Source organism: Kribbella pratensis, assembly GCF_004365355.1.
Lineage (GTDB): Bacteria > Actinomycetota > Actinomycetes > Propionibacteriales > Kribbellaceae > Kribbella.
The window spans coordinates 1,685,480-1,708,537 of the sequence record NZ_SODP01000001.1 but is presented as its reverse complement, the minus strand read 5'-3'; the positions used below and the strand labels follow the sequence as shown (position 1 = coordinate 1,708,537).

Annotated in this window: 16 protein-coding genes and 1 pseudogene; 9 read left to right on the top strand and 8 right to left on the bottom strand. The window is 65.9% G+C overall.

Annotated elements, in window-relative coordinates:
• Nucleotides 1-253 precede the first annotated feature (253 nt).
• The gene (locus EV653_RS08005; RefSeq protein WP_134099505.1) at nucleotides 254-3,220 is read right to left on the bottom strand and encodes an NACHT domain-containing protein; all 2,967 of its coding nucleotides are present in this window, start codon (nucleotides 3,218-3,220) and stop codon (nucleotides 254-256) included.
• Nucleotides 3,221-3,263: 43 nt separating this feature from the next.
• Between EV653_RS08005 and EV653_RS42685 the strand changes: the two are divergent.
• Nucleotides 3,264-3,653 (top strand): annotated as a pseudogene (locus EV653_RS42685) (3'-5' exonuclease); the annotation flags it as partial.
• On the opposite strand, the gene EV653_RS07995 reads toward EV653_RS42685, so the two are convergent.
• Together EV653_RS07995 and EV653_RS07990 are read right to left on the bottom strand one after the other, a co-directional pair.
• Nucleotides 3,648-5,123 carry a DUF4041 domain-containing protein gene (locus EV653_RS07995; protein WP_134099502.1) on the bottom strand — a complete coding sequence of 492 codons (1,476 nt, stop codon included), beginning with the start codon at nucleotides 5,121-5,123 and terminating at the stop codon, nucleotides 3,648-3,650. The pseudogene EV653_RS42685 and the gene EV653_RS07995 overlap by 6 nt on opposite strands.
• A 14-nt stretch (nucleotides 5,124-5,137) precedes the next feature.
• Nucleotides 5,138-6,403, bottom strand: coding sequence for a hypothetical protein (locus EV653_RS07990; protein ID WP_134099499.1), 1,266 nt, complete (start codon nucleotides 6,401-6,403; stop codon nucleotides 5,138-5,140).
• Between the two features lie 299 nt (nucleotides 6,404-6,702).
• Here EV653_RS07990 and EV653_RS07985 point away from each other — a divergent pair, with 299 nt between their 5' ends.
• Complete coding sequence (locus EV653_RS07985; RefSeq protein WP_134099496.1) at nucleotides 6,703-8,040, top strand: tyrosine-type recombinase/integrase; 1,338 nt, start codon at nucleotides 6,703-6,705, stop codon at nucleotides 8,038-8,040.
• Between the two features lie 13 nt (nucleotides 8,041-8,053).
• Here EV653_RS07985 and EV653_RS07980 read toward each other — a convergent pair whose 3' ends face one another.
• Nucleotides 8,054-9,391, bottom strand: a complete 1,338-nt coding sequence (locus EV653_RS07980) for an acyl-CoA dehydrogenase family protein (protein WP_238159623.1) — start codon at nucleotides 9,389-9,391, stop codon at nucleotides 8,054-8,056.
• 90 nt (nucleotides 9,392-9,481) lie between these two features.
• Here EV653_RS07980 and EV653_RS07975 point away from each other — a divergent pair, with 90 nt between their 5' ends.
• Genes EV653_RS07975 through EV653_RS07960 form a run of 4 tightly spaced genes read left to right on the top strand, consistent with a single transcriptional unit; the run spans nucleotide 9,482 to nucleotide 13,713 of the window.
• Nucleotides 9,482-10,225, top strand: a complete 744-nt coding sequence (locus EV653_RS07975; protein WP_134099493.1) for a TetR/AcrR family transcriptional regulator — start codon at nucleotides 9,482-9,484, stop codon at nucleotides 10,223-10,225.
• Nucleotides 10,222-11,499: an acetyl-CoA C-acetyltransferase gene (locus EV653_RS07970; RefSeq protein ID WP_134099490.1), complete on the top strand. Its 1,278-nt coding sequence runs from the start codon at nucleotides 10,222-10,224 to the stop codon at nucleotides 11,497-11,499. Before EV653_RS07975 ends, EV653_RS07970 begins: the two co-directional genes overlap by 4 nt.
• Before the next feature lie 8 nt (nucleotides 11,500-11,507).
• Nucleotides 11,508-12,854: a 3-oxoacyl-ACP reductase gene (locus EV653_RS07965; RefSeq protein WP_134099487.1), complete on the top strand. Its 1,347-nt coding sequence runs from the start codon at nucleotides 11,508-11,510 to the stop codon at nucleotides 12,852-12,854.
• 1 nt (nucleotide 12,855) lies between these two features.
• Nucleotides 12,856-13,713 (top strand): MaoC/PaaZ C-terminal domain-containing protein, encoded by an 858-nt coding sequence (locus EV653_RS07960; protein ID WP_134099484.1) that lies wholly within the window; start codon nucleotides 12,856-12,858, stop codon nucleotides 13,711-13,713.
• On the opposite strand, the gene thrS is transcribed toward EV653_RS07960, so the two are convergent.
• The 3 genes from thrS to EV653_RS07945 all read right to left on the bottom strand — a co-directional run bounded on the left by thrS (nucleotide 13,679) and on the right by EV653_RS07945 (nucleotide 17,406).
• Entirely contained in the window at nucleotides 13,679-14,914 is a 1,236-nt protein-coding gene (thrS, locus tag EV653_RS07955) for a threonine--tRNA ligase (protein WP_134099481.1), read from the bottom strand. The two genes, EV653_RS07960 and thrS, sit on opposite strands and share 35 nt — an antisense overlap.
• A gap of 147 nt (nucleotides 14,915-15,061) precedes the next feature.
• Nucleotides 15,062-15,907, bottom strand: coding sequence for an acyl-CoA thioesterase (locus EV653_RS07950; RefSeq protein ID WP_134099478.1), 846 nt, complete (start codon nucleotides 15,905-15,907; stop codon nucleotides 15,062-15,064).
• Between the two features lie 584 nt (nucleotides 15,908-16,491).
• A complete protein-coding gene (locus EV653_RS07945) occupies nucleotides 16,492-17,406 on the bottom strand; it encodes a proteasome assembly chaperone family protein (RefSeq protein WP_134099475.1) in 915 nt (304 codons plus the stop codon).
• A gap of 175 nt (nucleotides 17,407-17,581) precedes the next feature.
• Between EV653_RS07945 and EV653_RS07940 the strand changes: the two genes are divergently transcribed.
• Genes EV653_RS07940 through EV653_RS07930 form a run of 3 tightly spaced genes read left to right on the top strand, consistent with a single transcriptional unit; the run spans nucleotide 17,582 to nucleotide 21,033 of the window.
• Nucleotides 17,582-18,598, top strand: coding sequence for a hydroxyacid dehydrogenase (locus tag EV653_RS07940; protein WP_238159622.1), 1,017 nt, complete (start codon nucleotides 17,582-17,584; stop codon nucleotides 18,596-18,598).
• Entirely contained in the window at nucleotides 18,595-20,496 is a 1,902-nt protein-coding gene (locus EV653_RS07935; RefSeq protein WP_134099472.1) for a DUF2264 domain-containing protein, read from the top strand. Before EV653_RS07940 ends, EV653_RS07935 begins: the two co-directional genes overlap by 4 nt.
• Before the next feature lie 9 nt (nucleotides 20,497-20,505).
• Nucleotides 20,506-21,033: a ferritin gene (locus EV653_RS07930; RefSeq protein WP_134099469.1), complete on the top strand. Its 528-nt coding sequence runs from the start codon at nucleotides 20,506-20,508 to the stop codon at nucleotides 21,031-21,033.
• Nucleotides 21,034-21,110: 77 nt separating this feature from the next.
• Here the strand turns inward: EV653_RS07930 and EV653_RS07925 are convergent, their stop codons facing one another.
• On the bottom strand, nucleotides 21,111-23,006 hold the full coding sequence (locus tag EV653_RS07925) for a DUF2207 domain-containing protein (protein WP_134099467.1): 1,896 nt from the start codon (nucleotides 23,004-23,006) through the stop codon (nucleotides 21,111-21,113).
• Nucleotides 23,007-23,058 lie beyond the last annotated feature (52 nt).

Here is a 23,058-nt window from a genome sequence, read left to right as displayed (position 1 = left end):
GTGATGGGGCACAGTGTGTGCTGGGGGCACAGCACAAACGCGCTGGTCAGACGCAGAGCGTCATGAGCCAGTCCCACACGGACCGGTTCGCGTGGGACTACGCGTGGTGCGAACTCGTGGCGACCTAGGCCAATCCGAGTGTCTGCACGTCCACCCCTGCTCCTCAGGGCGGCCATTCCGAGCGCGGCGCAGGAACGCCTCTCGTCGGCCAGCCGGCCACCCACACCGTTCTGCGTTCCCAGTCGCGTGGGTCTTAATACTCCTCGTCAGCCTCGTGCGGGGCAGCGGGTCCACTCTCCCAGATTTCACGTTCGAGGTGATCCTGAGCAGCGCGCTCGGCAAGTAGATCCAAGTCACGCTCTGTCAGCTCTGGCTCGTCCCACCCGTCCTCCAGCCCCTCGTAGGTGTCTTCGCTCGTCAAACGCCGCTTCTCCGACTCGGTCGTCACCCACTGCCCAGCAATTGGATCCCAAGACCGCCCCCTTAACTCGTAAATCAACGTAATATCCTCGCGGCACCAAGAGTTAACCCACCCCGGAACCCGCCTCTCAATCTCTCTCCAGTCACGCTTTCTCGCCGAGGCACGGCGTCGCGAAAGAAGCAGGGTGATATCGAATCCGTAGCATTCGCTGACGAGCCGCTCGAGGTACGACGAGGGCTGACGGTACTCCCCCTGCAAAAGATACATCGTGAGCAATGCTTCCTTAACTGCTTCTGACTCGCAAGCCCAACTCCGGTCACGGATCCTAATTTTGTCGAGCCTTTCACGCAGAAACGCCGCAAAGTACATGGCGGTCTCGTTGTCTATGGACTGGCCCGATATGGCGCTTCGGATCCATCTCTTGAGAAGATTGTACTGAGCCTCACTCACAGGTTCACCGAATAGATGACGCTCCACTATCCACCAAGAGGCACCCAAGCAGGCACCGAACCGCCCCCGTGCGACCAACAGGCCGGCAGCGTCTGCTTCCGTGACTTCTTTGGCGTACTCAGACAACGCTAACCAAGATTTGCAAACAGAATCGCTAGCAAAATCGTCGACTGACGATGACGCCAATTTACGCAAGTTCCGCACTTCCGAAGTCCACTCATCTTTGAAAAACCCCGCCTCGTCGATGAGTTCCAGGCTTGCCCAGCCACTCATAAACATCATCTGAGCGGTGCGATTATCGTGCAAATAATCGGATATAAAATGCGACCGCGCATCCCGGTTGAGATTCAATAGAGCAACGAACGTCTCCAAGCGCATTCTGCGGCGTGGTGAATCCCAGTCATCACATAGCATATCGAACGCCAGTTTTCTACTGCGCTGCGGAAGCAGCGTGCCATCCATCAAGCGGATAGGCAATCCACTATTGCCTCCTCGCTGGCAGATGTCCTCAAATACTCGCCAACCACCACCGTCTTCTTTGTCGTCGTAGGCCTGGACCAGGAGTTCTGGCAAGACGGATGTCGGATCGGCGCGAAACGCCGTGATGATGTGGTCTGCCACCGATTTGGCGTCCGGCGCCGCACGGCAGAGCGACTCTGCTGTGAAGTACTCCAAGAAAGTTCGGTGCGAGAATCCGAAGATCCGTTCTCCATGTTCGCTCGTGCCGATCTTGGCCAGCAGCCATGCCCGCCCCGCGCAGAATTCCAAGAACTCTGCAGCTCGGCTCTTGGCATCGAACTCATCGATTCCCGCGATACTTGCCAGATACCCGCCGATTGCCTTGGTGATGACTTTCTCCTCAAGGCCAGCTTGCGCCGCCTTCGACTTATATACCCACCGAGCAATCTCTTGCATCAACCGTTCACCATAAGCAGGCATGTCTTCCGGCTGAGATATTCCGCGATGAGCGTCCCATCTGAGGAAGAGCAGCTCGGCGCACTTCGCGTAGATATCCCGGCGCTTACGAGGAATTGATCCCCTAGCTCTGTACAGGATGCACAGGAGCGATAGGAGCAACGGATTGCAGCGAAGATCCGTTACGGTCTGAGATTCGACGATGAACGGATCCGTCAGCTCTTGCCGATCAACCAGTGAAAACCAGCGAGCGGCATACTCTGCGACCTGCGGATCGGTGAACTCCTTGAGTCTGTAGTGCTGGAATAGACGCTCGTCCAGACTCGCGCGCTGATATCCCAGTTCACGGGAGGTAACGAGAACCGACATGGACGGATAGACCCGGCACAGCGCTTCGATTCGCTGAACCATTTCTACTCGTGCTGGAATGTCCGCGATTTCATCGAGTCCGTCAATTATGAGTTCGACTCGTCCCATCAGCAGGAGATCGCGCAGTTTGTCAGCGTCCTCTATCACATCCAGCGTGCGCTCCAACAGCCGGGCCATGTAGTCGACGAGCGAGCCGTGCCACCCCTCACGAAGATAATCTCTGCATCGCACGGCCAGTGTAATACGCGGGACGTCCTCAGAACCCGAAAGGGCATATACGAGATGAGATACGAATGTGGTCTTTCCAGCTCCAGGCGCGCCAGTCAGAACGATTCTGTACGGCAAACCGTTCCCCATCAAGGTTTCGCTGCTCTCCTCAGCGCCGTCGCTGCGGTAGATCACTCGTGGGATGTATAGATGCGCGAAGTCAGCTGCCGTATCGACATCTGTGTGCGTGAGGATCGGCGGTGGCTGGCGATTGCCAGTGCGCTCGAGCAGTGACGAATAGAGCTCCTCAAGCGCTCCTAGTCGGTCAATGTCGCTGGCCAGGTCAACGATTCTTGCGAGGTAGTCTGTTAACTCATCCCCTCTCTTGCGGACCATCAACGGGGTTTTCACAAATCTTGAGAATTGCGAAGCCTCGTCATTCGTCTTCTCCGCTTTCAAAGCGGCGAAGGCAGTGTCAAGCAATTCGACGATCCGCGTCCAAACCAAGTCCGCCGATTCGAGCCATTTTTCGGGCGAATCCACGTTCCATTTCTGGGCCGCCTTGATAAACGATACCCTGATCACATCAAGCGTCTTGTCGTCACTCGATAACGATGGGCCTAATAGCGAAACCGCCAGAAGACTCAGGATGGGCCGAACTGATGTTGATCGCAAAAACTGCTCGATGTCAGCGATTTCTGGCGCTGTAAGCGATTGCCCCACAAGGTCGTCGGCCAGGTCTAGCCAACTCGCTTCGAATCGGCCGGCAAGCCGGAGCCACCGGAGTCCTCTACTTCCGGCCGATAGCACAACTCCACCCGCGACCTGAGCAACGGTGCCTGAAATCAGCTCTCCCATGTCGGAACCATAGCCCCCCGATCAGCGGGTAGCCCACAACTCGACGTCGCGGCGATTCCACGGGATCACCGACGATCAAGTCGCCCACGCTCCAACAGTCGCAGACATCGACGCCGAACTGCGCGCTGCACTGGACGACAGCGTGTTCGTCGCACACAACGCGGGCATTGATCTTGGCGTCGTCGGCCGCGAACTTCAGGGCTATCGACCCACGCAAGTTCTGGACACGCTTAAGCTGGCCCGCGGGTTGCTGCCCGGCCTCGACTCGTACAAGCTCGGCGCGTTGGTCGATGCCTTCGATCTAGCCACAGGCCTTTCCCCCGACTTGGCGCCGCACCCAGGCGCCCACCGTCCAGCCATCTGTCGAGCCATCTGCTTGATCTCGACGCGTCGCTCACACCGAATGCTCTCGCATCCGGTGCCCGATTTATGACCGAGCCGGCCAGTTGGCGTGGCTCTGGAAGTACTGTGTAGCTTCCGGAGCCTCCGAGAATTCCAGCAAGCTGCCGACCTTGGCGGCAAGGATCTCCCGCACCTCCGTCGGCGTCGCGAAGAAGAACTCTCGTCGGAGATTGACTTGGTTCAGCCGCCGCTCCGCGAACGCCGAATGCAGTTCGTTCTCCAATGTCACTGCATCGTCAGAGAAGTAGAGCGCATGAACGTCGAACGGAAAAGGAACTGAGGCATCCCCCAGCTCGCGAATCCGGTCGAGCGGCTCGAGTCTGCGCGTGAGCCCGATCTTCACGACGTCCTTGCCGAAGGCACCGATGTTGCTGATGACGTACACATATCCGGCCCGGATATTGGCGGCCCGGAAGTCGTTCAGCTCGATGGCCTTGTCAAGCTCCCCCAGCCGTGCTTCGAGTTCGACCGCCTCCTCGAGCTTGCCCTGATCCCTCAATGCCTGCAATGCGTTCCGATAATGGGTTCGCTCTTTGTCGAGGCGCTCGCGCTCGGCCGCAAGTTCCTGCTCGGCTTTGCGCTCTTCGCGGAGTCGTTCCCGTTCCTCGCGCGCTTGCTCGCGCTCCTCCTGCACCTTCACCAGGTAGTCCGAGGTGAGCTCGATCTCCTCAAGTCTGAGAGCGTGGTAGCCCGGGGAGATCCGCATGTCCATCATGCTGCCGAGCCGGGCAATTGTCTCGACCGAGGCTTCAAGCCGCTTCTTCGCCGTCGCCACGGCGCCGGCTCGCAGGGATCGTACGCAGTTGTCCGCCTCAGCGTTGTACGCCCGGAGCATCAACTTGGCGAAGTCGGATGTCATCTTCCGTCCCTTTGCCAGGGAGTTGTTGTACGAGAACATGTCCGAGGCCAGCACAGCTTCCTTAGAACGTACGCGCGCCTTGATCCGCTCTCGTACGTCAGCGAGCCGATCTCTGTAGGCGTCGGCGTTCTCCAACGGGTGGTGATATTCGTAGATCCCAACCTGCTGCAGCAACAGCGCATCGTTGAGTTCCACGAGTTGCGCGCGGAGGTCCGCTGCCGACTGCTCCATGTCGTCGCGACCGTCCAGCGAACTCTGAGCCCGCAGACTCTCAACCGAAGCACGGAGATCGGCAAGCTTCTTCGTCTCGGCAGCGATCTCAGCTCGCAGTGCAGCCAGCCGGTCGCGCTCGCCGGCCAGCGCCTCATCATCGGACAGTGGCACGGTCGGCTCCGACACGATGCCCTGCTTGGGAGCCGACCCAGCATCCGGCGCGAGGTCCTCGGCAGGCTCGACCGCTGGTTCAGCAGCACGGTGTCTCGGTCTCGGCGATCCGTCCTGCTCGCCGTCGTCAGGAACCCAAAACGCCCAATTGACAGGCGCTGGTGGCCAGGACGGGTCCGGTAGCCAACCGTCCGGCGGCACCCAACCTTCTGGAGGGGTCGGCCAGCCCGGCGGGGTGTTGAACCTGAAGCCCTGCATGTCTCATCCTCCGCTCAGTGCCCACGTACTCCGGCCGACGTGTCGATGCGGGCGAGGGCATGCGGATTCTTCGAGACGACCGCCTTGAGGTACTTCAATGTCTCCGCAGGCATGACCCGGGCCAGATCGATCGCGTCGAACGTCGCACGATCGACAGCGACTGCGATCAGGGGCGTGAACGTCTCTTGCCCAGTGGCAGGATCGATATGCTCGACACCACCAGCAAGGGAGATGCTGTCGATCTTCCCGTCCCGATCCGATTCCCAGACTTCGTGCAGTGTCCTGAGCACCATGTTCTCGACCACCGACGAATAGCGGTCGCGTTGTTCCTTCAGCGTCTGAGGGGACTCGGTGACCTCGTCCTTGGCCTTCACATATCTGTACTGGCGGACCGTGGGGAGGTCCCCCGGTTGCGGAAAGGTCAGACTGATGCGCAGCTCGCGCGACTCCTGGTCGTACTCGTGGTCAACCGCCCAGGGAACGCTGTCGGGATACACCGAGTTGCCGAACACAATCCCGACGTACTCAGTCACCGCGTCCTGCTTCCCCGCCTGGAAGTTGTGGATCAGGACGTCGAGTTCAGCATTCGCGGCATCAACCTCGGCCTGACGGGTCTGGCACTCCTTGTCATAGCGTGCCCGAGCCGAGGCAAGGCTCTGAAGTCGCTGTTCCTCGGCGGCGGTGTGCGCCGTCAACTGCTCCAACTGCCGCATCGGGATCGAGGCCGAGTACGCCTGCCATTGCCGGTGCTGCTCCTCGAATGCTGCCCACGCCGCAGCAACCGTTGCAGCATGCTTCTTCTTGCCGGTCAGCGCGGAAAGACCCTTGGGCGCCTCCGGCTGCATGTACACCGGCTCCGCCGGCACCTGAATCGGAGCCGGCGGAGGAACCGGAGCCTGATACTTCGACTCGAACGGCGGATGCGAGGCGGACTTCCGCAACTTCTCCAGGTCTACGTAGTCGTCGACCTTCAGCGTCGCCTCGAGGATGCTGTCGATCTCCGCCAACTGCATCTCCAGGTGCGCGTTCATCGCCGCCACCTTGGACTCCTGCGCGGCGATGTGAAGTCGTTTCGCCTCCCGCTCAGCCTCCGCAGCAGCCCTCTCGTCAGCCTTGGCCGCCGCAACCCGTGCTCTCCCGGCAGCGTCGAGGGCACGGTCTGCCTCCCGCTGCGCTCGCAACTGCTCCCTCACAGCCGCAGCTTGCGCCCGCTCACGCTCGCGCTGCGCAACCGCAGCCTGGTGCTGCAACTCCGCGAAAAAACCACGCCTTCTACCCATTTCCACCCCATAAGCACGCGCGTCGGATCGACGCGCCCGTCCCCAAGGCCCACACCCCATGCGCCTCCTGTGCACCGTGCACGATAGTTGCAATCCGTAACCGAATCTACCCTTCAAACGACCGCTTCAGCGAGAGGTGCCAGCGCAGGTAGGCCACGGCGGACCCCTGAGGTCCCGGATCGGTAGAACGTCGACACGCGCTTGAGTCCGTCCCGAGTGTCGTCGTAGCCGCCTTGGCCGTCGATTCTGTCCGGGTCTCAGGCGTTGAGCTGCCGCACATCGGCGACGGAGGCGCGGCAATGGCGTACGTGAAGGATCTGTGGACTCGGGGCGTGAAGCAGGCGGATGGGACGACGGTACGCCTGCGGAACGAGCGATGGGGGCACGGCAAGAGGTGGTTGGCGGGGTGGGTGGATCCGGAGGGGCGGGAGCGGACTAAGGCGTTCGGTACGAAGGGGACGGCCGAGCGGCATGCCAATGCGATGGAGACGGATCGGGAGCGTGGGGAGTACATCGATCCGGAGGCTGGGAAGGTTCGGTTTGGGGAGGTTGCGGAGCGGTGGCTGGCTTCGCGGGTGGTGGATCCGGCATCGGCGATTCGGTACGAGACCATGCTTCGGTTGCACGTGGACCCGGTGTTTGGGCTGCGGCGGGTACGGAGTATCAAGCCGTCGGAGATTGCCGCATGGATCGCGAGGATGGGTGAGCGGTTCGGGCCGTCGACCACTCGGACGGCGTTCCTGGTCCTTAACGGAGTACTGCAGACCGCGGTAGACGACGATGTGCTCAAGCGGAACCCGGCTAAGGCTCGCGTGGTGAAGGTGCCTGCGGTGAAGCTCGGGCGGACGCAGGTTTGGGGCGATGACGTCGTACTCAAGATCGTTGAAGGACATGCGCCGGCGTACCGTCCGATCGCGTCAACTGCAGCGGCGTGTGGGCTGCGGCAGGGTGAGCTGTTCGGGCTGGCGGATGCGGACATCGACTTCGACGAGATGGTTGTTCGCGTGCGGCGGCAGGTGAAGAAGCTTGGGCGGGAGTTCGTGTTTGCGTTGCCGAAGAACGACACTGAGCGGACGGTGCCGATGTCGGATGGGACGGCCTTGATTCTGAGGGAGCACATCGAGGCTTACGGACCACGCCCGTACACCTTGCCCTGGGAGAAGGTCGACGGTGAGCCGCGGACGGTCAAGCTTCTGTTCCGGTGGACGGATGACAAACACATCCGGGCTCGTACGTACAACGAGCTGGTGTGGAAGCCGGCGCTCTTCTATGCGGGTGTGATCGCGGAACCGAGGACGGACCGGCGCGGGCGGCGGCAGTACGTGTCGAGTCGGGAGAACGGGATGCATGCGTTGCGGCACTACTACGCGAGCATCACCTTGGCTGGTGGTGTCAACATCAAGGAGTTGGCGGAGTACCTGGGTCATTGCGACCCGGGGTTCACGCTCCGGCTGTACACCCACATGCTGCCGCCATCGCATGAGCGGGCTCGGAAGGCGGTGGACTCCAGGCTGGCCAGACTCTTCTCTCTGACGTCTCACGGAGCAGGCACGGAACAGGGCGCCGTACGCTCCCCCACAACCTCCTGGGAGCCGGACGACGGCCTGGACCCCGACCAAACTCAAATCACCATCTGACCTGCACAAACACCTATCGGATGCGCATGCCGCTGATCGCCCGCGCGATCACCAACCTCTGAATCTCTGAGGTGCCCTCGAAGATGGTGTAGATCTTGGCGTCTCGGTGCATGCGTTCGACCGGGTATTCGCGGGTGTAGCCGTTGCCGCCGAGGATTTGGATGGCTTCTTCGGTGACCTTGACGGCTACTTCGCCGGCCTTGAGTTTGGCCATGGAGCCTTCGCCGTGGCGGTAGTCGGGGGTTTCGCCTCGCATGAGGGCGGCGGACATGTTGGCGGCTCGCCAGACCAACAACCTTGCGGCGTCGATCTCCATGGCCATGTCGGCGAGTTTGAAGGCGATGCCCTGGTTGTCGATGATGGGGCGGCCGAACTGTTCTCGGGTTTTGGCGTAGTCCAGCGCCACTTCGTACGCCGCGCGGGCGATGCCGATGGCTTGGGCACCGACGATGTGGCGGGTCATTTCGAAGGTGGCCATGGAAGCGTTGCGGCCTGACGAGCCGGCAGCGGCGGACTTGCGGGACTCGTGCGCCCGCGCCAGACGCTCGTCGAGTTTTTCCTTGCCGCCTAGGACGTTCGCGGCGGGGATGCGGACGTTGTCGAAGAAGACGTCGGCGGTGTGGGAGGCGCGGAGGCCGTGTTTCTTGAGTTTCGTGCCCATTTCGAGGCCACGAACCTCGGTCCGCGGTACGACGAAGGCCGCCTGGCCCTTGGTGCCCAGCGAAGGATCGACCGTGGCTACGACGACGTGGATGTCAGCGATGCCGCCGTTCGTGGCCCAGGCCTTCTGCCCGTTGATGACCCACTCGTCAGTGACAGCGTCGTAGACAGCCCGCGTGCGGATCGCAGAGACATCGGATCCGGCGCCCGGCTCGGAAGAACAGAAAGCAGCAACGCGTACGTCGTCCGCCGTGCCGTAGCAGCGGGGCATCCACTGGCTCCACTGCTCCGGGGTGCCGTTGGAGAAGATGGCGGACGACGCGAGGCCGGTGCCCTTCAGGGACATGCCGATTCCGGCGTCACCCCAGAAGAGTTCTTCATGAACGAGCGGCATCAGCAGACCCGAAGGGTCGACGAAGAGGTTGATGTTGGCGTCGAGGCCGTACAGACCGATCTTGGCGGCTTCCTGGATGACCGGCCAAGGCGTTTCCTCGCGCTCGTCCCACTCGGCGGCCGCAGGGCGGATCACGTCCGCGGCGAACGCGTGGGCCCAGTCGCGGATCTCGCGCTGCTCGTCGTTCAGCCCGAGTGAGAACGCGCTCCAGCCGGGTCGGGACCGCTCGGCGCCGAGTTCGCCGGCCAACGCCATCACGTCGGCGGAGACCGCGGACTTCGGATCGGTCATGGTCATCAACATCCTCCAACAGGCGGCAGTACGATGTTACCGACGAGTGTAACCGTCGTTTGCACCAAGGGGTACCGCTGTGGCTAAGATCGATCCATGAGCTCCGCGCTACTCGCGATCGGACGCCGCCGGACCACGGCGGAGCGTCGTCGCGACCGGGAGCGGGACATCATCCGGGCCACCCGCGACCTGTTCGACGAGCGCGGCACGATCGACGCCCAGATCGACGATATCGCCAAGCGGGTCGGGATCAACAAGGCGCTGATCTACCGGCACTTCGCCGGCAAGGAAGAGCTGTTCGCGCTCACCCTGGTCGACTACCTGAGCGAGCTCAACGACCAACTGACGAGCGCCGACAACCCGCGCAAAGCGCCGCTCAATCGGCTCAAGGCTCTCAGCGAGACCTTCGTCGACTTCTGCCTGGCCTACCCGGCGTTCACGGACTGCGCGATGAGCCTGCTCCGACGCACCGGCGAGGAGTTGTTCGGCGAGATCACCGAGCCGGTGATGATGAAGCTCGGTACGGCGATGGCCGCGCCGCTCGAGCGGATCGCGGCGATCCTGAAGGCCGGCCAGCGGACCGGCGTCTTCGACGAGGTCGACACTGCCTACCTGGCCAATCACCTGTACACACAGACACTCGGATCGTTGCATATGGCAAGGGTCGGGCTGATCGTGTCGAGCGGACAGCCCGGACACCCGGTGGTGCATCACGCGGATGTCGGTACGGTGCGAGAGACTGCCATCACGGCAACACTCGCAACAGCTGTCGGACGCAAAGCACTCAAAATCCAGCGAACTTCCGCCACCGCACGAAAGTCCAGAGGAGAGACATCGTGACCGAGACCCGCAAGGTGGCCGTCGTCGCCGGAAACCGGATTCCGTTCGCCCGGCAGGACAAGACCTACCGGCACGCCTCGAACTCCGACATGCTCACCGCCGCGCTGAACGGTCTGGTCGACCGGGCCGGCCTCGGCGGTCAGGAGGTGGGCGAGGTGGTCGCCGGCGCGGTCCTCAAGCACGCCCGCGACTGGAACATGGTCCGCGAGGTGGTCCTCGGTTCCAAGCTCGCCGCCACCACCCCGGCGTACGACATCCAGCAGGCCTGCGGCACCGGCCTGGAAGCAGCGATCCTGGTCGGCAACAAGATCGCGCTCGGTCAGATCGACGTCGGCATCGCAGGCGGCGTCGACAGCGCGAGTGACGCGCCGCTGGCAGTCAACGATCACCTGCGCAACATCCTCCTCGACCTCAATCGCGCCAAGACGTACCCGGACCGCCTGAAGGTTCTCGCCCGCGTCCGCCCCAAGGACGTCGTGCCGGAGATCCCGCGCAACGCCGAGCCGCGGACCGGCAAGTCGATGGGCGATCACGCCGCGCTGACCGCGCTCGAGTGGGGCATCACCCGCGAGGCGCAGGACGAGCTCGCGTACAACTCCCACATCAACCTCGCGAAGTCCTACGACCGCGGCTTCCAGAACGACCTGATCACGCCGTACCTCGGCCTCGAGAAGGACCAGAACCTGCGGCCCGACACGACCCTCGAGAAGCTGGCCAAACTCAAGCCGGTCTTCGGCAAAGGCGAGACCGCAACCATGACGGCCGGCAACTCGACCCCGCTCACCGACGGCGCGTCGACCGTTCTGCTGAGCACCGACGAGTGGGCGCGCGAGCACGGGCTGCGGCCCCTCGCGTACCTGACCCACTCGCAGACCGCGGCGGTCGACTACGTGAAGGGTGCCGAGGGCCTGCTAATGGCACCGGCGTACGCCGTCCCCCGCATGCTGCAGCGGGCCGGGCTGACGCTGCAGGACTTCGACTACTACGAGATCCACGAAGCGTTCGCGTCCCAGGTGCTGTCGACGCTGAAGGCGTGGGAGGATCCGATCTTCTGCAAGGAGCGGCTCGGCCTGGACGCGCCGCTCGGCGAGATCGATCGCGACAAGCTCAACGTGAACGGCAGCTCGCTGGCGGCGGGCCACCCGTTCGCGGCGACCGGCGGGCGGATCGTCGCCGCGCTGGCCAAGCAACTGGACGAGAACGGCGGCGGCCGGGGCCTGATCTCGATCTGCGCCGCGGGCGGCCAGGGTGTCGTCGCCATCCTCGAGAAGTAGGAGCTGAGATGACGGACCGCTACCAGACCTTCACCCGGACACCGCTCGGTCAGACCCTGGTGAAGAACCTCGGCCTGCCCGACCCGACGCCGTTACAGCGCTGGGTCGAGGGATCTCCGGTGATCGACGGGCCGGTCGTCTTCGGCGCGATCGGGGAGACCGACGCCGGCAAGGCGATCCAGGCCCTGCTGCGCGACATCGGCGCCTCGTTCAGTACGGCGACCGAAGGCGTCGCATCGATCGGCATCCGCCCGAAGGCACTCGTCTTCGATGCGACCGGCGCCGCGACGACCGCGGAGCTGACCAGCCTGCAGCGCTTCTTCTCCCCCGTCATCCGCCAGCTCGCCGCGGCCGGCCGCGTGATCGTCGTCGGCCGTACGCCGGAGCTCGCGACCTCCACCGAGCAGCACGTCGCGCAGCGCGCGCTCGAGGGCTTCACCCGCTCCCTCGGCAAGGAGGTGAAGCGCGGCGCCACGGTCAACCTCGTGTACGTCGCCCCGGACGCCCACGAGCAGCTCGACTCGACGCTCCGCTTCTTCCTCTCCCCCAAGTCCGCGTACGTCGACGGCCAGGTCGCCCGCATCGGGACCGGTCCGCTCGTCAGCAACGACCCGACCAAGCCACTTGCCGGCCGGATAGCTCTGGTGACCGGAGCGGCCCGCGGTATCGGTGCGTCGATCGCGGACACGCTCGCCCGCGACGGCGCGACGATCATCGGCGTCGACGTACCGCAGAACGCGGACCCGCTGCGCAAGGTCATGACCCGGCTCGGAGGCTCCGAGCTTCTCCTCGATGTCACCGCGGTCGACGCCCCGCAGCGGATCGCCGCCCACGCGCAGGAGCAGCACGGCGGGCTCGACATCGTCGTCCACAACGCCGGCATCACGCGGGACAAGCGGCTGGCGAACATGCGGACCGACGCCTGGGACGCCGTCCTCGACGTGAACCTCCGCGCCCCGGAGCGCATCACGGAGTACCTGATCGACTCCGGCGCGCTCAAGGACGGCGGCTCGATCATCGGGGTCTCGTCGATGGCGGGGATCGCCGGCAACAACGGCCAGACGAACTACGCGACCTCGAAGGCCGGCGTGATCGGTCTGGTCCAGGCGCTCGCGCCGAAGCTGGCCGAGCGGAACATCCGGATCAACGCGGTCGCGCCCGGGTTCATCGAGACCGAGATGACCGCGAAGATCCCGTTCACGATCCGCGAGGTCGGCCGCCGGATCAACTCGCTGCAACAGGGCGGGCTGCCGATCGATGTGGCCGAGACGATCGCGTGGTTCGCGGATCCGGCGTCGGCCGGCGTGACCGGCAACGTCGTCCGGGTCTGCGGCCAGAGCATCTTGGGCGCATGACATGCCGACCCGTCGGTACGACGACTCCCCCAAGTTCGGCGCGCTCTACGCCCGCACCGTGCGGGCCACGCTGCGCAGGGCCGACTACGAGCCCGACGAGGACGGGCTGACGCTCGAGCTGCCCCGGTCAGCGATCGACCAGGACCACCTCACGGCGTACCGCGATGTCACCGGGTTCCAGGCCGGGCCGGCGGTGCCGCCGACGTACCCGCATGTGCTCGCGTTCCCGCTGCACCTGGACCTGATGTCCGACCCCTCGTTCCCGTACAAGCCGATGGGGATCGTGCATCTGTCCAACACGATCACGCAGAAGCAGCCGATCCCGATCCACGCCGAGCCGGCCATCCGCGTGCACAGCACGCCGGAACGCCCGCACCCGAAGGGCACCGTCTTCGACATCATCAGCGAGGTCTTCGTCGACCACGAGTTGGTGTGGAGCGATCTGACCACGCTGCTCAGCCGCACGGCCGGCACTCCGGGCGCGCACGCGGACCTGCTGACCGACCCGGTCCTCCCGGCGGACGCGTGGTGGGACCTGCACGGCAACCTCGGCCGTCGGTACGCCGGCGCGTCCGGCGACCGGAACCCGATCCACCTGTTCAAGCTGACCGCTCAGGCGTTCGGGTTCCCCCGCCAGATCGCGCACGGGATGTGGGTCAAGGCTGCCGCGCTCGCGTCCATCCAGCGCGCCGGGCACCTGCCCGACGCCTTCACGGTCCGCGTCGACTTCCGCAAGCCATTGTTACTGCCCTCCCGGGTCCAGTTCGGCTACCAGCAGACCGGCAAGACGATCGATTTTGCGGTGTACGACGAGTCGCATGAGGTCACTCACCTGATCGGACAGCTGCAGGAGAACTGAGCTCCGCGATCCGATCGAGCACCTCACCGATCGCCTCCGGATCCCACCGGCCGCCGTCGCGCTCGCGGATCGCGAGCAGACCGGCCGCGTCCTCGCGCGCACCGATGACAGCCTGGTACGGCGCCAACCGGTTCTCGCGGATCCGCGCGCCGAGGCTGCCCTCGTCCGCGTGCGCGATCTCCACCCGCAGACCGCGATCCACCGCCCGACGGGCCACCTCGACGGCCCGCTTCTCCTCGTCGTCCGAGATCGGGAGTACGACGAGCTGCACCGGCGCGAGCCACGCCGGGAACGCCCCGCCGTGTACTTCGATCAGCTGCGCCATCGCCCGCTCGATGCTGCCGACGATGGCCCGGTGCACCATCACCGGACGATGCTTGTTGCCATCGGCACCGATGTACTCGAGGCCGAACGCCGCCGGCTGGTGGAAGTCGATCTGGATGGTCGACAGGCTGAACTCGCGGCCGGCCGAATCCTCCAGCTGGATGTCGATCTTCGGCCCGTAGAACGCCGCGTCGCCGGGCACCTCCTCGTAGTCGATGCCGGCCGCCTCCAGAACGTCCCGGAGCAACGAAGCGGCTTGGGCCCAACTCGCGGCGTCGCCGACGTACTTGCTGGACGGATCACCGAACCGCGCGTCCTCGGCCGGCAGAGCGAGGACGTAGCGCGACGCGCTGATGCCCATGTCGGCGTACGCCTGGTTGATCAAGGCCAAAGCCGCAGCGGCCTCCGAAGCGACCTGGTCGAGGCGGCAGAAGATGTGTGCGTCGTTGAGTTGCATCGCGCGGACCCGGCTGAGACCGCCGATGGCGCCGGACAGCTCGGCGCGGTACTGGCCGCCGAGTTCGGAGTACCGGAGCGGGAGTTCACGGTAGCTGTGCGAGCGAGAGCGGTACATGAGCGCGTGGTGCGGGCAGATGCTCGGCCGCAGGATCAGTTGCTCAGCGCCCATATCCATCGGCGGGTACATGTCGTCGTGGTACTTCGCCCAGTGGCCCGAGATCTCGTACAGCTCACGCTTCGCGAGTACGGGCGAATAGACCTGCTGGTAGCCGGCTCTTCGCTCGACCTCGGAGATGTAGCTCTCCAGGGCGCGCCGGACAGCAGCACCGGCGGGCAGCCAGTACGGCAGGCCGGCGCCGATCAGCGGGTCGGAGTCGAACAGGCCGAGCTCGCGGCCGATCTTGCGGTGGTCGTACATGATTCCTCCAAGAGAGTTGGAGCGAGCAACCACCGAGCACAACAAAGCCCCGGGGCACTCGCCCCGGGGCTTCGGTAGACAGTCAGGTGTCAGCGCGCCGGGACGAACCTCGGCGTCGTCGTCACTACTGCGCGCTTGATCACGTTTCTACGTTAGCAGATCAGAGTCCAGGCCAACGGGCCTGATGAGACCCTCTTGCGCAACCGACGCGATCAGGGCGCCGGTCTGCGTGTACAGGCGGCCGGTCGCGAAGCCCCGGGCGCCGGAGGCCGACGGGGACGACTGGTCGTACAGGAGCCACTCGTCGGCGCGGAACGGGCGGTGGAACCAGAGCGCGTGGTCCAGCGACGCAGGCTGGATGCGACGGTCGCCTATCACGATGCCGTGCGGCAGGAGGCTGGCACCGAGCAGAGTGAGGTCACTCGCATAGGCGAGCACACACGCGTGCAGTGCGGGATCGTCGGGAAGCTTGCCCGCGGCACGGATCCAGAACTGGCGGCCGGTCAACCCTGCAAGTCGTACGTCGAGCGCCGCCCACTCACGATCCCAGTCCGCAGCCGGACGGCCCGACCGCGCTTCGAGGACGGTCGCCAATCGCGGCGCCTCCTCCGGCGGTACGACGTCGTCCGGCATCGGGTCCTGGTGATCGAGACCGGGCTCCGGACGCTGGAAGGAGGCCGACATGTAGAAGATCGGCTTGCCGTTCTGCGAGGCGACGACGCGCCGGCTGCTGAACGAGCCACCGTCGCGGGTCGGCTCCGGGCGGTACACGATCGGTACCGACGTGTCGCCCGCGCGCAGGAAGTAGCCGTGGAGCGAATGCACGACTCGCTCCGGGTCGACAGTGCGGCTGGCGGCGGCCAGCGCCTGTCCCAGCACCTGACCGCCGAACACCCGCTGCATCGACGTCTGCGGCTGACGTCCCCGGAACAGGTCGACGTCGATCATCTCCAGGTCGAGCAGCTCGACCAGATCCTCCAGCGACTCAGGCATGCCTCATCCTGAGAGGCCGGTACGCCGATCCCACTATGGCACCGGTCACGCTGTGCCCCGGCCAACCGTCGCGCCCATGAACAACAACCGGAGGCCGTGAACAAGAAATAACCTGTTCAAGGCCCCCAGTTGGTGTCCAACTCCCCCACAGGTGGCCGGAGCGGGGTTGGATGGGTAGGGCTGGGTGGGGCGTGGCCGGGTGGGGCCGGGGTGGGCGAGGCGTGGCCGGGTGGGACCGATCACGTGGGGCCAGCCAACCGCCGCGCCCATGAACAGCAACCGGGGGCCTTGCACAGGAAATAACCTGTTCAAGGCCCCCGGTTCGTGTCCAACTCCCCCACTCGTGGCCGGAGCGGGCTGAGTGGGTGAGGCGTGGCCGGTGGGTGGGCGTGGCCGGGTGGGACCGGTCACGTGGGGCCAGCCAACCGTCGCGACCATGAACAGCAACAGGGGGCCGTGAACAGGAAATAACCTGTTCAAGGCCCCCGATTGGTGTCCAACTCCCCCACTCGTGGCCGGACCCGGGTTGGGTGGGCGAGGCATGGCCGGGTGGGTGAGGCGTGGGTGGGGTTGGGTGGGTGGGGCTAGTCGTTGTCCTCGCGGTTTAGTTCGGCGAGGAACTGCTCTACCTCGGCGCCCAGCTCGTCGGCCGACGGGGTCGAGTCGGCCAGCAGGCTCTTGCGGGACAGCGAGCCCTCAGCGGCGTCGTACTGCGTCTCGAGCGCCTTCACGACTGCACTTGCGTCCTCGGAAGCTTCGACCTGCTCGTCGACCAGCCGACCGGTGACGGCGGCCTCGTCGAGCAGGGCCTTGCTAGGGAGGAGAAGGCCCGTCGCGGCAGAGATCGCGTGCACCAGGGCCAGCGCGGCGCCCGGGAAGCGGTTCTCGGCCAGGTAGTGCGGGACGTGGACGGCGAAGCCCATCGCGTCCTTGCCGGCCTCGCCCAGTCGCACCTGCAGCATCGTGCCGGCGCTCGCGGGCAGCACCATCTCGCCGTCCCAGATGTTCGAGCGGGTGACCAGCTCGGGCCGGGTCGCGTGTGCGGTCAGGCCGAGCGGACGGGTGTGCGGCACGCCCATCGGGATGCCGTGGACGCCGACCGTGAGCGTCACGTTGTACCGCTCGATCAGCTGGCGCACTGCCCCGGCGAACCGGTCCCAGTGGTTGTCCGGCTCCGCGCCCTCGAGCAACAGGAACTCGACGCCGGCGTCGTCCGTGAGCAGGTGCAGGCTCAGGTGCGGCGGCGTGTAATCGGTGAACCGGTCCTCGGCGAACGTCACCTCAGGCCGCCGGGCCCGGTAGTCGTGCAACAAGTCGATGTCGAAGCGCGCGAGCAGCCGGTGGTCGAGCACCTCGAGCAGGTGGTCGGCGGTCACCCGGCCGGCCTGTCCCGCGTCCATGAACCCGTCCAGCGAGTGCACCATGACCTTCGGCGTCGCCGCCGGGCCGGTCGCCACCGACTCGTCGACGATCTCGTAGAGGTCGTCCGGTCGCAGCATCGTCGTTCTCCTTCACGCAGTCGCCAACAGGGCGGGTTGGGCCCCTCTATCCTGCCGTTCACCCAGTCCAACGCTGTCACTCGGGGCACAAATTCCGGCCGCGGCGAAGATTCAGGATGTTCCAAGAATCGTCGGTCGCCGAGACAGGTGGGAAAGCGCTTGCTAGGTTAGCGTCGTGAGCAGCGAACCAGATCCCGCCCTGACCGTCATGCTGGCGATGCACGACGACGCCAGGTCCCGCGTCCTCGTGCCGCGGGTCCGGGAGCGGCTCGAGGCGATCGCCACTGTGCTCCCGGTCGGCCCCGGGACCAGCTTCCTCGCCGACCCCGCCGTCCGGGCGGCGCTGCCGGACGTCGACGTACTGCTCACCGGCTGGGGATGCCCGCGGATCGGTCCGGAGGTGCTCGACGCGGCGCCGAAGCTGCAGGCGATCCTGCACGCGGCCGGCTCGGTCAAGGCGATCGTCGACCCGGCCGCGTTCGACCGCGGCATCCGGGTCTCGTCGGCCGCCACCGCGAACGCACAGCCGGTCGCCGAGTTCACGGTCGCCGCGATCGTGCTCGCCGGGAAGCGGGCGTTCCGGCTCGCGGCGCAGTACCGGATCGAACGGCGGAAGGCCGATCCGCACGGGATGCCGGGCAGTTACGGTACGACGGTCGGCCTGCTCGGAGCGTCACGGATCGGGAAGATGGTCGCGGAGCGGTTGCGCGGGTTCGATCTCGAGGTGCTGATCAGCGACCCGTACCTGACCGCGGACGAGGCTGCCGCGCTCGGTGCGGAGTTGGTCGGCAACGACGCGCTGTTCGAGCGCAGCGACATTCTCAGCGTGCACGCGCCGCTGATTCCCGAGACGGTCGGCCTGGTGGACGGGCGGCTGCTCGGTCTGCTCAAGGACGGCGCGGTGCTGATCAACACCGCCCGGGGCAAGATCATCGATGCCGACGCGCTGCTCAGCGAGTGCGTGTCCGGCCGGATCGACGCCGTACTCGACGTCACCGATCCCGAGCCGCTCCCGCCGGACTCGCCGCTGCTCGACCTGCCCAACGTCTTCGTCACCCCGCACGTCGCCGGTGCCGTCGGCAACGAAATCGCCCGCCTGGGCGAGATGGCCGTCGGCGAACTCGAACGCCTGGTCACCGGGCAACCCCTCCAACACGCCATCACCGCCAACGAACTCGGAAGGCTGGCATGAGTCGCCTCGTACTGCCCGACACCGACCGTGTGCTCTCCCGCCAGACCGGGTGGAGCCGTGCGCACTGGGAGGCGTTGGCGGATCACCTTCTCGACTCGCTGGTGCCGTACTTCTCCCCCGGCGCCTCGCTCGTCGAGCTGCCCGGCCGGCCGAGCCGCTCGGGTACGGCGTCCGACGCACTCGAGGGCTTCGCCCGGTCGTTCATGCTGGCCGCGTTCCGGATCGCCGGCGTGCAGGGCAAGGGCTGCGAAGACCTGATCGAGCGGTACGCGCGTGGCGTCGCGAACGGAGCGAATCCGGACCACCCCGAGGCGTGGCTGCGGCTCACCCCGCGGTCGCAGCAGATGGTCGAGGCAGCGGCGATCGCGGTGTCGCTGCACGAGACCCGCGAGTGGATCTGGGACCGGCTCGACTCGCGGGCGCAGCAGCACGTCGCGGAATGGCTCGGTGGGTTCAACGGGTCCACGACGCACGACAACAACTGGCGGCTGTTCCAGGTCGTGAGCGAACAGTTCCTCGCGTCGGTCGGGGCGCCGTACTCGCAGGACGACATCGACGGCGGCCTCGACCGGATCGAGGACTGGTACGTCGGTGACGGCTGGTACTCCGACGGCGACGGGCAGAACTTCGACAACTACATCGGCTGGGCGATGCACCTCTACCCGGGACTCTGGGCGCGGATGGCCGCCGCGACGCCGGGTGCGCAGTACGAGGACCGGCTGAAGCTGTACCGGGAGCGGATCAATCTCTTCCTGGAAGACGCGGTGCACCTCGTCGGCAACGACGGTGCACCGATCTACCAGGGCCGGTCGCTCACGTATCGCATGGCCGCGGCAGCGCCGTACTGGATGGGCGCTTTGCTCGACTCCACTCCCCTGAAGCCGGGCCAGACACGGCGGCTGTGCTCGGGTATCGCGCGGCACTTCGTGCAGCATGGCGTGCCGGATGAGCGCGGCGTACTGACCCTCGGGTGGTACGACACGTTCCTGCCGACGACACAGCAGTACTCCGGACCTGGCTCGCCGTACTGGGCTTCGAAGGGGTTCGTGGGCCTGATCCTGCCGCCGGAGCACCCGGTGTGGTCGGACCCGGAGGACTCGATCCCACTCGACGATGCGGATCAGCAGAGGGCGATGCCGAAGCCGGGATGGATCGTCCACGCGAGCCGCCACGACCAGGTCGTACAGCTGGTGAACCACGGCGCCGACCACGCGCCGGTCGCCGAGCCGGACGGCGTGGAGCCCGCAGGCGACCCGCACTACAACCGGCTGGCGTACGCGAACCACGCCGGGCCGGACCTGTCCGACCACGAGCCGCACGTGGACAACCTGATCTCGCTCGTCTCGCCCGACGGTGTCACCAGCGGCCGCGGCCGGATCCGCCGGCTCGGAGTGGATGAGCAGACGGCGTCCTCGTGGCACAAGGCGTGGCTCGGTTCCGAGGGTCCGTGGGCGATCGAGATCACGTCAGTGGTGCACAACGGGTGGGAGATCCGGTGTGCGCTGGTCGAAGGGCCGGACGGTGCATCGGTGCGCAGCGGCGGGTTCGCGGTCGCCGGCGAGCCATTGCCTGAGGCAACAGTCGGTACGGCGGCTGCCTCGACGCGGAACGCGGATGGGCTGGTGTCGGCGGTGGTCGGCCTGCATGGATATGACGGGGCCGGCGTGCATCGTGGGCTCGGCGTGAATCCGTTCGGTGCGCACTCGGCTACGCCGTACCTCACTGCCCCGCATCACGGCGAACCCTTGGTGCTGGTGAACGCGGTGCTGCTGACGCGGGACGCGCTGCGACCGGAAGCGCTGGCCGAGGGCCTCGATGTGACGGTGGATGGTACGACGGTGCGGATCGGCCTGCCGGGCGGCGGTGTCCGGGTCGTCGAACTGGGACGTCGGCACTAGATTGACGCCATGAGCACGTACGAAACACTTCTGCAGGAGCAGATCCGTAACGAATTCACGGCGTCACAGCAGTACGTGGCAGTGGCTGTCTGGTACGACGAGCAGGATCTGCCCCGGCTGGCTTCGCACTTCTACAAGCAGTCCCTGGAAGAGCGCAATCACGCCATGATGATGGTGCAGTACCTGCTGGACAAGGACATCCGGCCGCAGATCCCGTCGGTGGGTGAGGTCGAGTCGGACTTCAAGACCGCCCTGGAGCCGCTCGAGCTCGCGCTGGCCCAGGAGATCACCGTCACCCAGCAGATCGAGACGCTGGCCCGGACCGCGCGCGACGAGAGCGACTACATCGGCGAGCAATTCATGCAGTGGTTCCTCAAGGAGCAGGTCGAGGAAGTGTCCACGATGAAGACCCTCGTGAACGTGGCCAACCGCGCCGGCGAGAACCTGTTCCACCTCGAGGACTTCCTCGCCCGCGAGGTCGTCGGCGACGCCGCAAGCGACCCGACGGCTCCCGTGGCCGCCGGTGGAACGATCTGACGGTCACCGCTCCGACCGCGCATCAGGCGGCGCCGCCGACGAACTGCCGCCCACCAATCGCCGCCCACCAACGCCGCCTACCAGCTGCCGCCGCCCCCGCCGCCGCCTCCGCCACCGGAGGACCCGCCGCTGAAGCCTGACGAGCTGCCGCCTCCTCCGCCCGAGCTGGACGGAGTGGGCGGCGGGTCGAAGGTGCTCGCGACGGTCGCGCCCACCGCGCCCGCGGTCCAGCCGGATGTGTAGTAGGACGGTCCGTAGTACCAGACCGGGTCCGGAGTCAGCCGGCCCGCGGCAACCAGCTGCTCGCACACCCTCTGCCAGCGGTCGGCGATCCCGAAAGCGATGGCCCAGGGCAAGTACTTCGAGAAGATGTCCTCGCCCTCCTCGAACCGCAGCTGGTCCGCCTCGGCCGTGGCCAGGTACTTCTCGAAGCCGACCAGCTGGTCGGTCACCGCTCGCCCGGCCGGGTTCCGTTGCCCACGGCCACGGATCCCGATCCAGATGCCGATGGCAACGATCACGGCGACGACCGGGATCGCGATCACCACCGCCCGGCCGGCGCCGCCGGTCGTGGCGGCGACGGCCGTCCCGGCGATACCGGCGCCGAACACCCAGATTCCGATCATCGACATGCACGCACAGCCGAAGCCCGTCTTGAACGGCGATCCGCCGCCGGCCCGTGGCATCCGCAGGTACCAGCCGCGCTGCTTCACCTGCTCCCGCAGCGCGGCGATCATCCCGTTGTGCGCGTTCCGCATGGTGTTGTCGCCTACCGCGCCGCGCTGGAGCAGCACCTCCGAGCCCGGCTGCAGCGTCGGGAAGAGCCCGGACATCAGTGCCTGCTCGTGCGGTGCGGTCGCGACCGCCGGGTTCAGCAGGACGGCCTTCTGCGAGTCACCGGTGTTGTCGATCCGTACGCCGCCGCGCACGGCCATGTCGATCAGCGTCGCCGCGGTCTCCACCGTGGTGGCCTTGGCGTCGATGAGCAGGCCGCCCTCGGCGACCGGGATCCTCGGCGGCGAGAACGCGACCGGGATCTGGTCCTTGCTCAGATCGTCCTTCACCGGCTCGGCCGCGACGCCGTCCGGCGGGAACGTGCCCGGCGGCATTCCGGCGTACCGCTGGTCCTTGTTGCCGAACCTGGCGTATACGGCGGCGAGCACGATCGAGACCGCGGTGACCACGCCGGCGCCGATGAGCGAGAGCCACGACAGCCCGTTGCGCTCGAGCCAGTTCGGCGGGTCGACCAGGATCGGGGTGTCGTTCTGTACGGCGCCCGCGGTGATGCCGGCGACGACCGTGAGTTGTTGTCCGCGCTCGAGCTGGGAGGCGCCGAACACGCCGCGCTGACCGACGATGGACTTCTGCGGGCACGTCTGCGTCGACCCGGCCTCACCGGCGAAGCAGTCGACCTGGGTCACGCCTTGAGGGACTGTGACGTTGACCGTCACCTGGTTGATCACTGCGGACCAGGCGCTGCCGGTCGCGTCCCAGTACAGCTCGCTGTGGTCGGCGAAGTGCCGCAACGCACCGCGGACCTCGTACGAGATCACGTACGTCGCCTCGTTGCCGGGGACCGTGCGGTCCGCCGAACCGATCTTGATCTGGGTGTTCTCGTTGCGGTCGTTGTTCTCCTTGAACGTCTCCGTGGTGAAGTTGGTGCTCACCCCGGGCGTCGGCGAGGAGACCTTGATCTCCGAGACCTGGTACTCCTGGTCCTTGGAGTCGTCGTCCTTGTACGGCTCGCGGGTGACCAGGTCCCGGTAGATGCCGTGCCGGCCGGTGCTCCCGAAGACGTAGTCGATAGTCTCCTTCACCTGCAGCACGCCATCAGGCGTCACGGTGTAGTCGATGTGGAAGTTCCTGATCTCGTCGCCGGCGTCCGTCGTACCGGCGCCGGCCGGTACGGCGAAACCGGCCAGCGCCAGAACGACGAACAACGCGCTGATGACGAGCCCGAGTGCCCTACGCATGGCGGCGACACTACAGAGCGCGAGGGTCCGGCGGTGGGAGGCGGACACGAAT

Excerpts from the sequence above, each read along its gene's own strand:
- EV653_RS07990 (WP_134099499.1), bottom strand. The coding sequence starts at position 6,403 with ATGGGTAGAAGGCGTGGTTTTTTCGCGGAGTTGCAGCACCAGGCTGCG.
- EV653_RS07965 (WP_134099487.1), top strand. The coding sequence starts at position 11,508 with ATGACGGACCGCTACCAGACCTTCACCCGGACACCGCTCGGTCAGACC.
- EV653_RS07975 (WP_134099493.1), top strand. The coding sequence starts at position 9,482 with ATGAGCTCCGCGCTACTCGCGATCGGACGCCGCCGGACCACGGCGGAG.
- EV653_RS07950 (WP_134099478.1), bottom strand. The coding sequence starts at position 15,907 with ATGCCTGAGTCGCTGGAGGATCTGGTCGAGCTGCTCGACCTGGAGATG.
- thrS (WP_134099481.1), bottom strand. The coding sequence starts at position 14,914 with ATGTACGACCACCGCAAGATCGGCCGCGAGCTCGGCCTGTTCGACTCC.
- EV653_RS08005 (WP_134099505.1), bottom strand. The coding sequence starts at position 3,220 with ATGGGAGAGCTGATTTCAGGCACCGTTGCTCAGGTCGCGGGTGGAGTT.
- EV653_RS07925 (WP_134099467.1), bottom strand. The coding sequence starts at position 23,006 with ATGCGTAGGGCACTCGGGCTCGTCATCAGCGCGTTGTTCGTCGTTCTG.
- EV653_RS07935 (WP_134099472.1), top strand. The coding sequence starts at position 18,595 with ATGAGTCGCCTCGTACTGCCCGACACCGACCGTGTGCTCTCCCGCCAG.
- EV653_RS07995 (WP_134099502.1), bottom strand. The coding sequence starts at position 5,123 with ATGCAGGGCTTCAGGTTCAACACCCCGCCGGGCTGGCCGACCCCTCCA.
- EV653_RS07945 (WP_134099475.1), bottom strand. The coding sequence starts at position 17,406 with ATGCTGCGACCGGACGACCTCTACGAGATCGTCGACGAGTCGGTGGCG.
- EV653_RS07985 (WP_134099496.1), top strand. The coding sequence starts at position 6,703 with ATGGCGTACGTGAAGGATCTGTGGACTCGGGGCGTGAAGCAGGCGGAT.
- EV653_RS07960 (WP_134099484.1), top strand. The coding sequence starts at position 12,856 with ATGCCGACCCGTCGGTACGACGACTCCCCCAAGTTCGGCGCGCTCTAC.
- EV653_RS07980 (WP_238159623.1), bottom strand. The coding sequence starts at position 9,391 with ATGACCATGACCGATCCGAAGTCCGCGGTCTCCGCCGACGTGATGGCG.
- EV653_RS07930 (WP_134099469.1), top strand. The coding sequence starts at position 20,506 with ATGAGCACGTACGAAACACTTCTGCAGGAGCAGATCCGTAACGAATTC.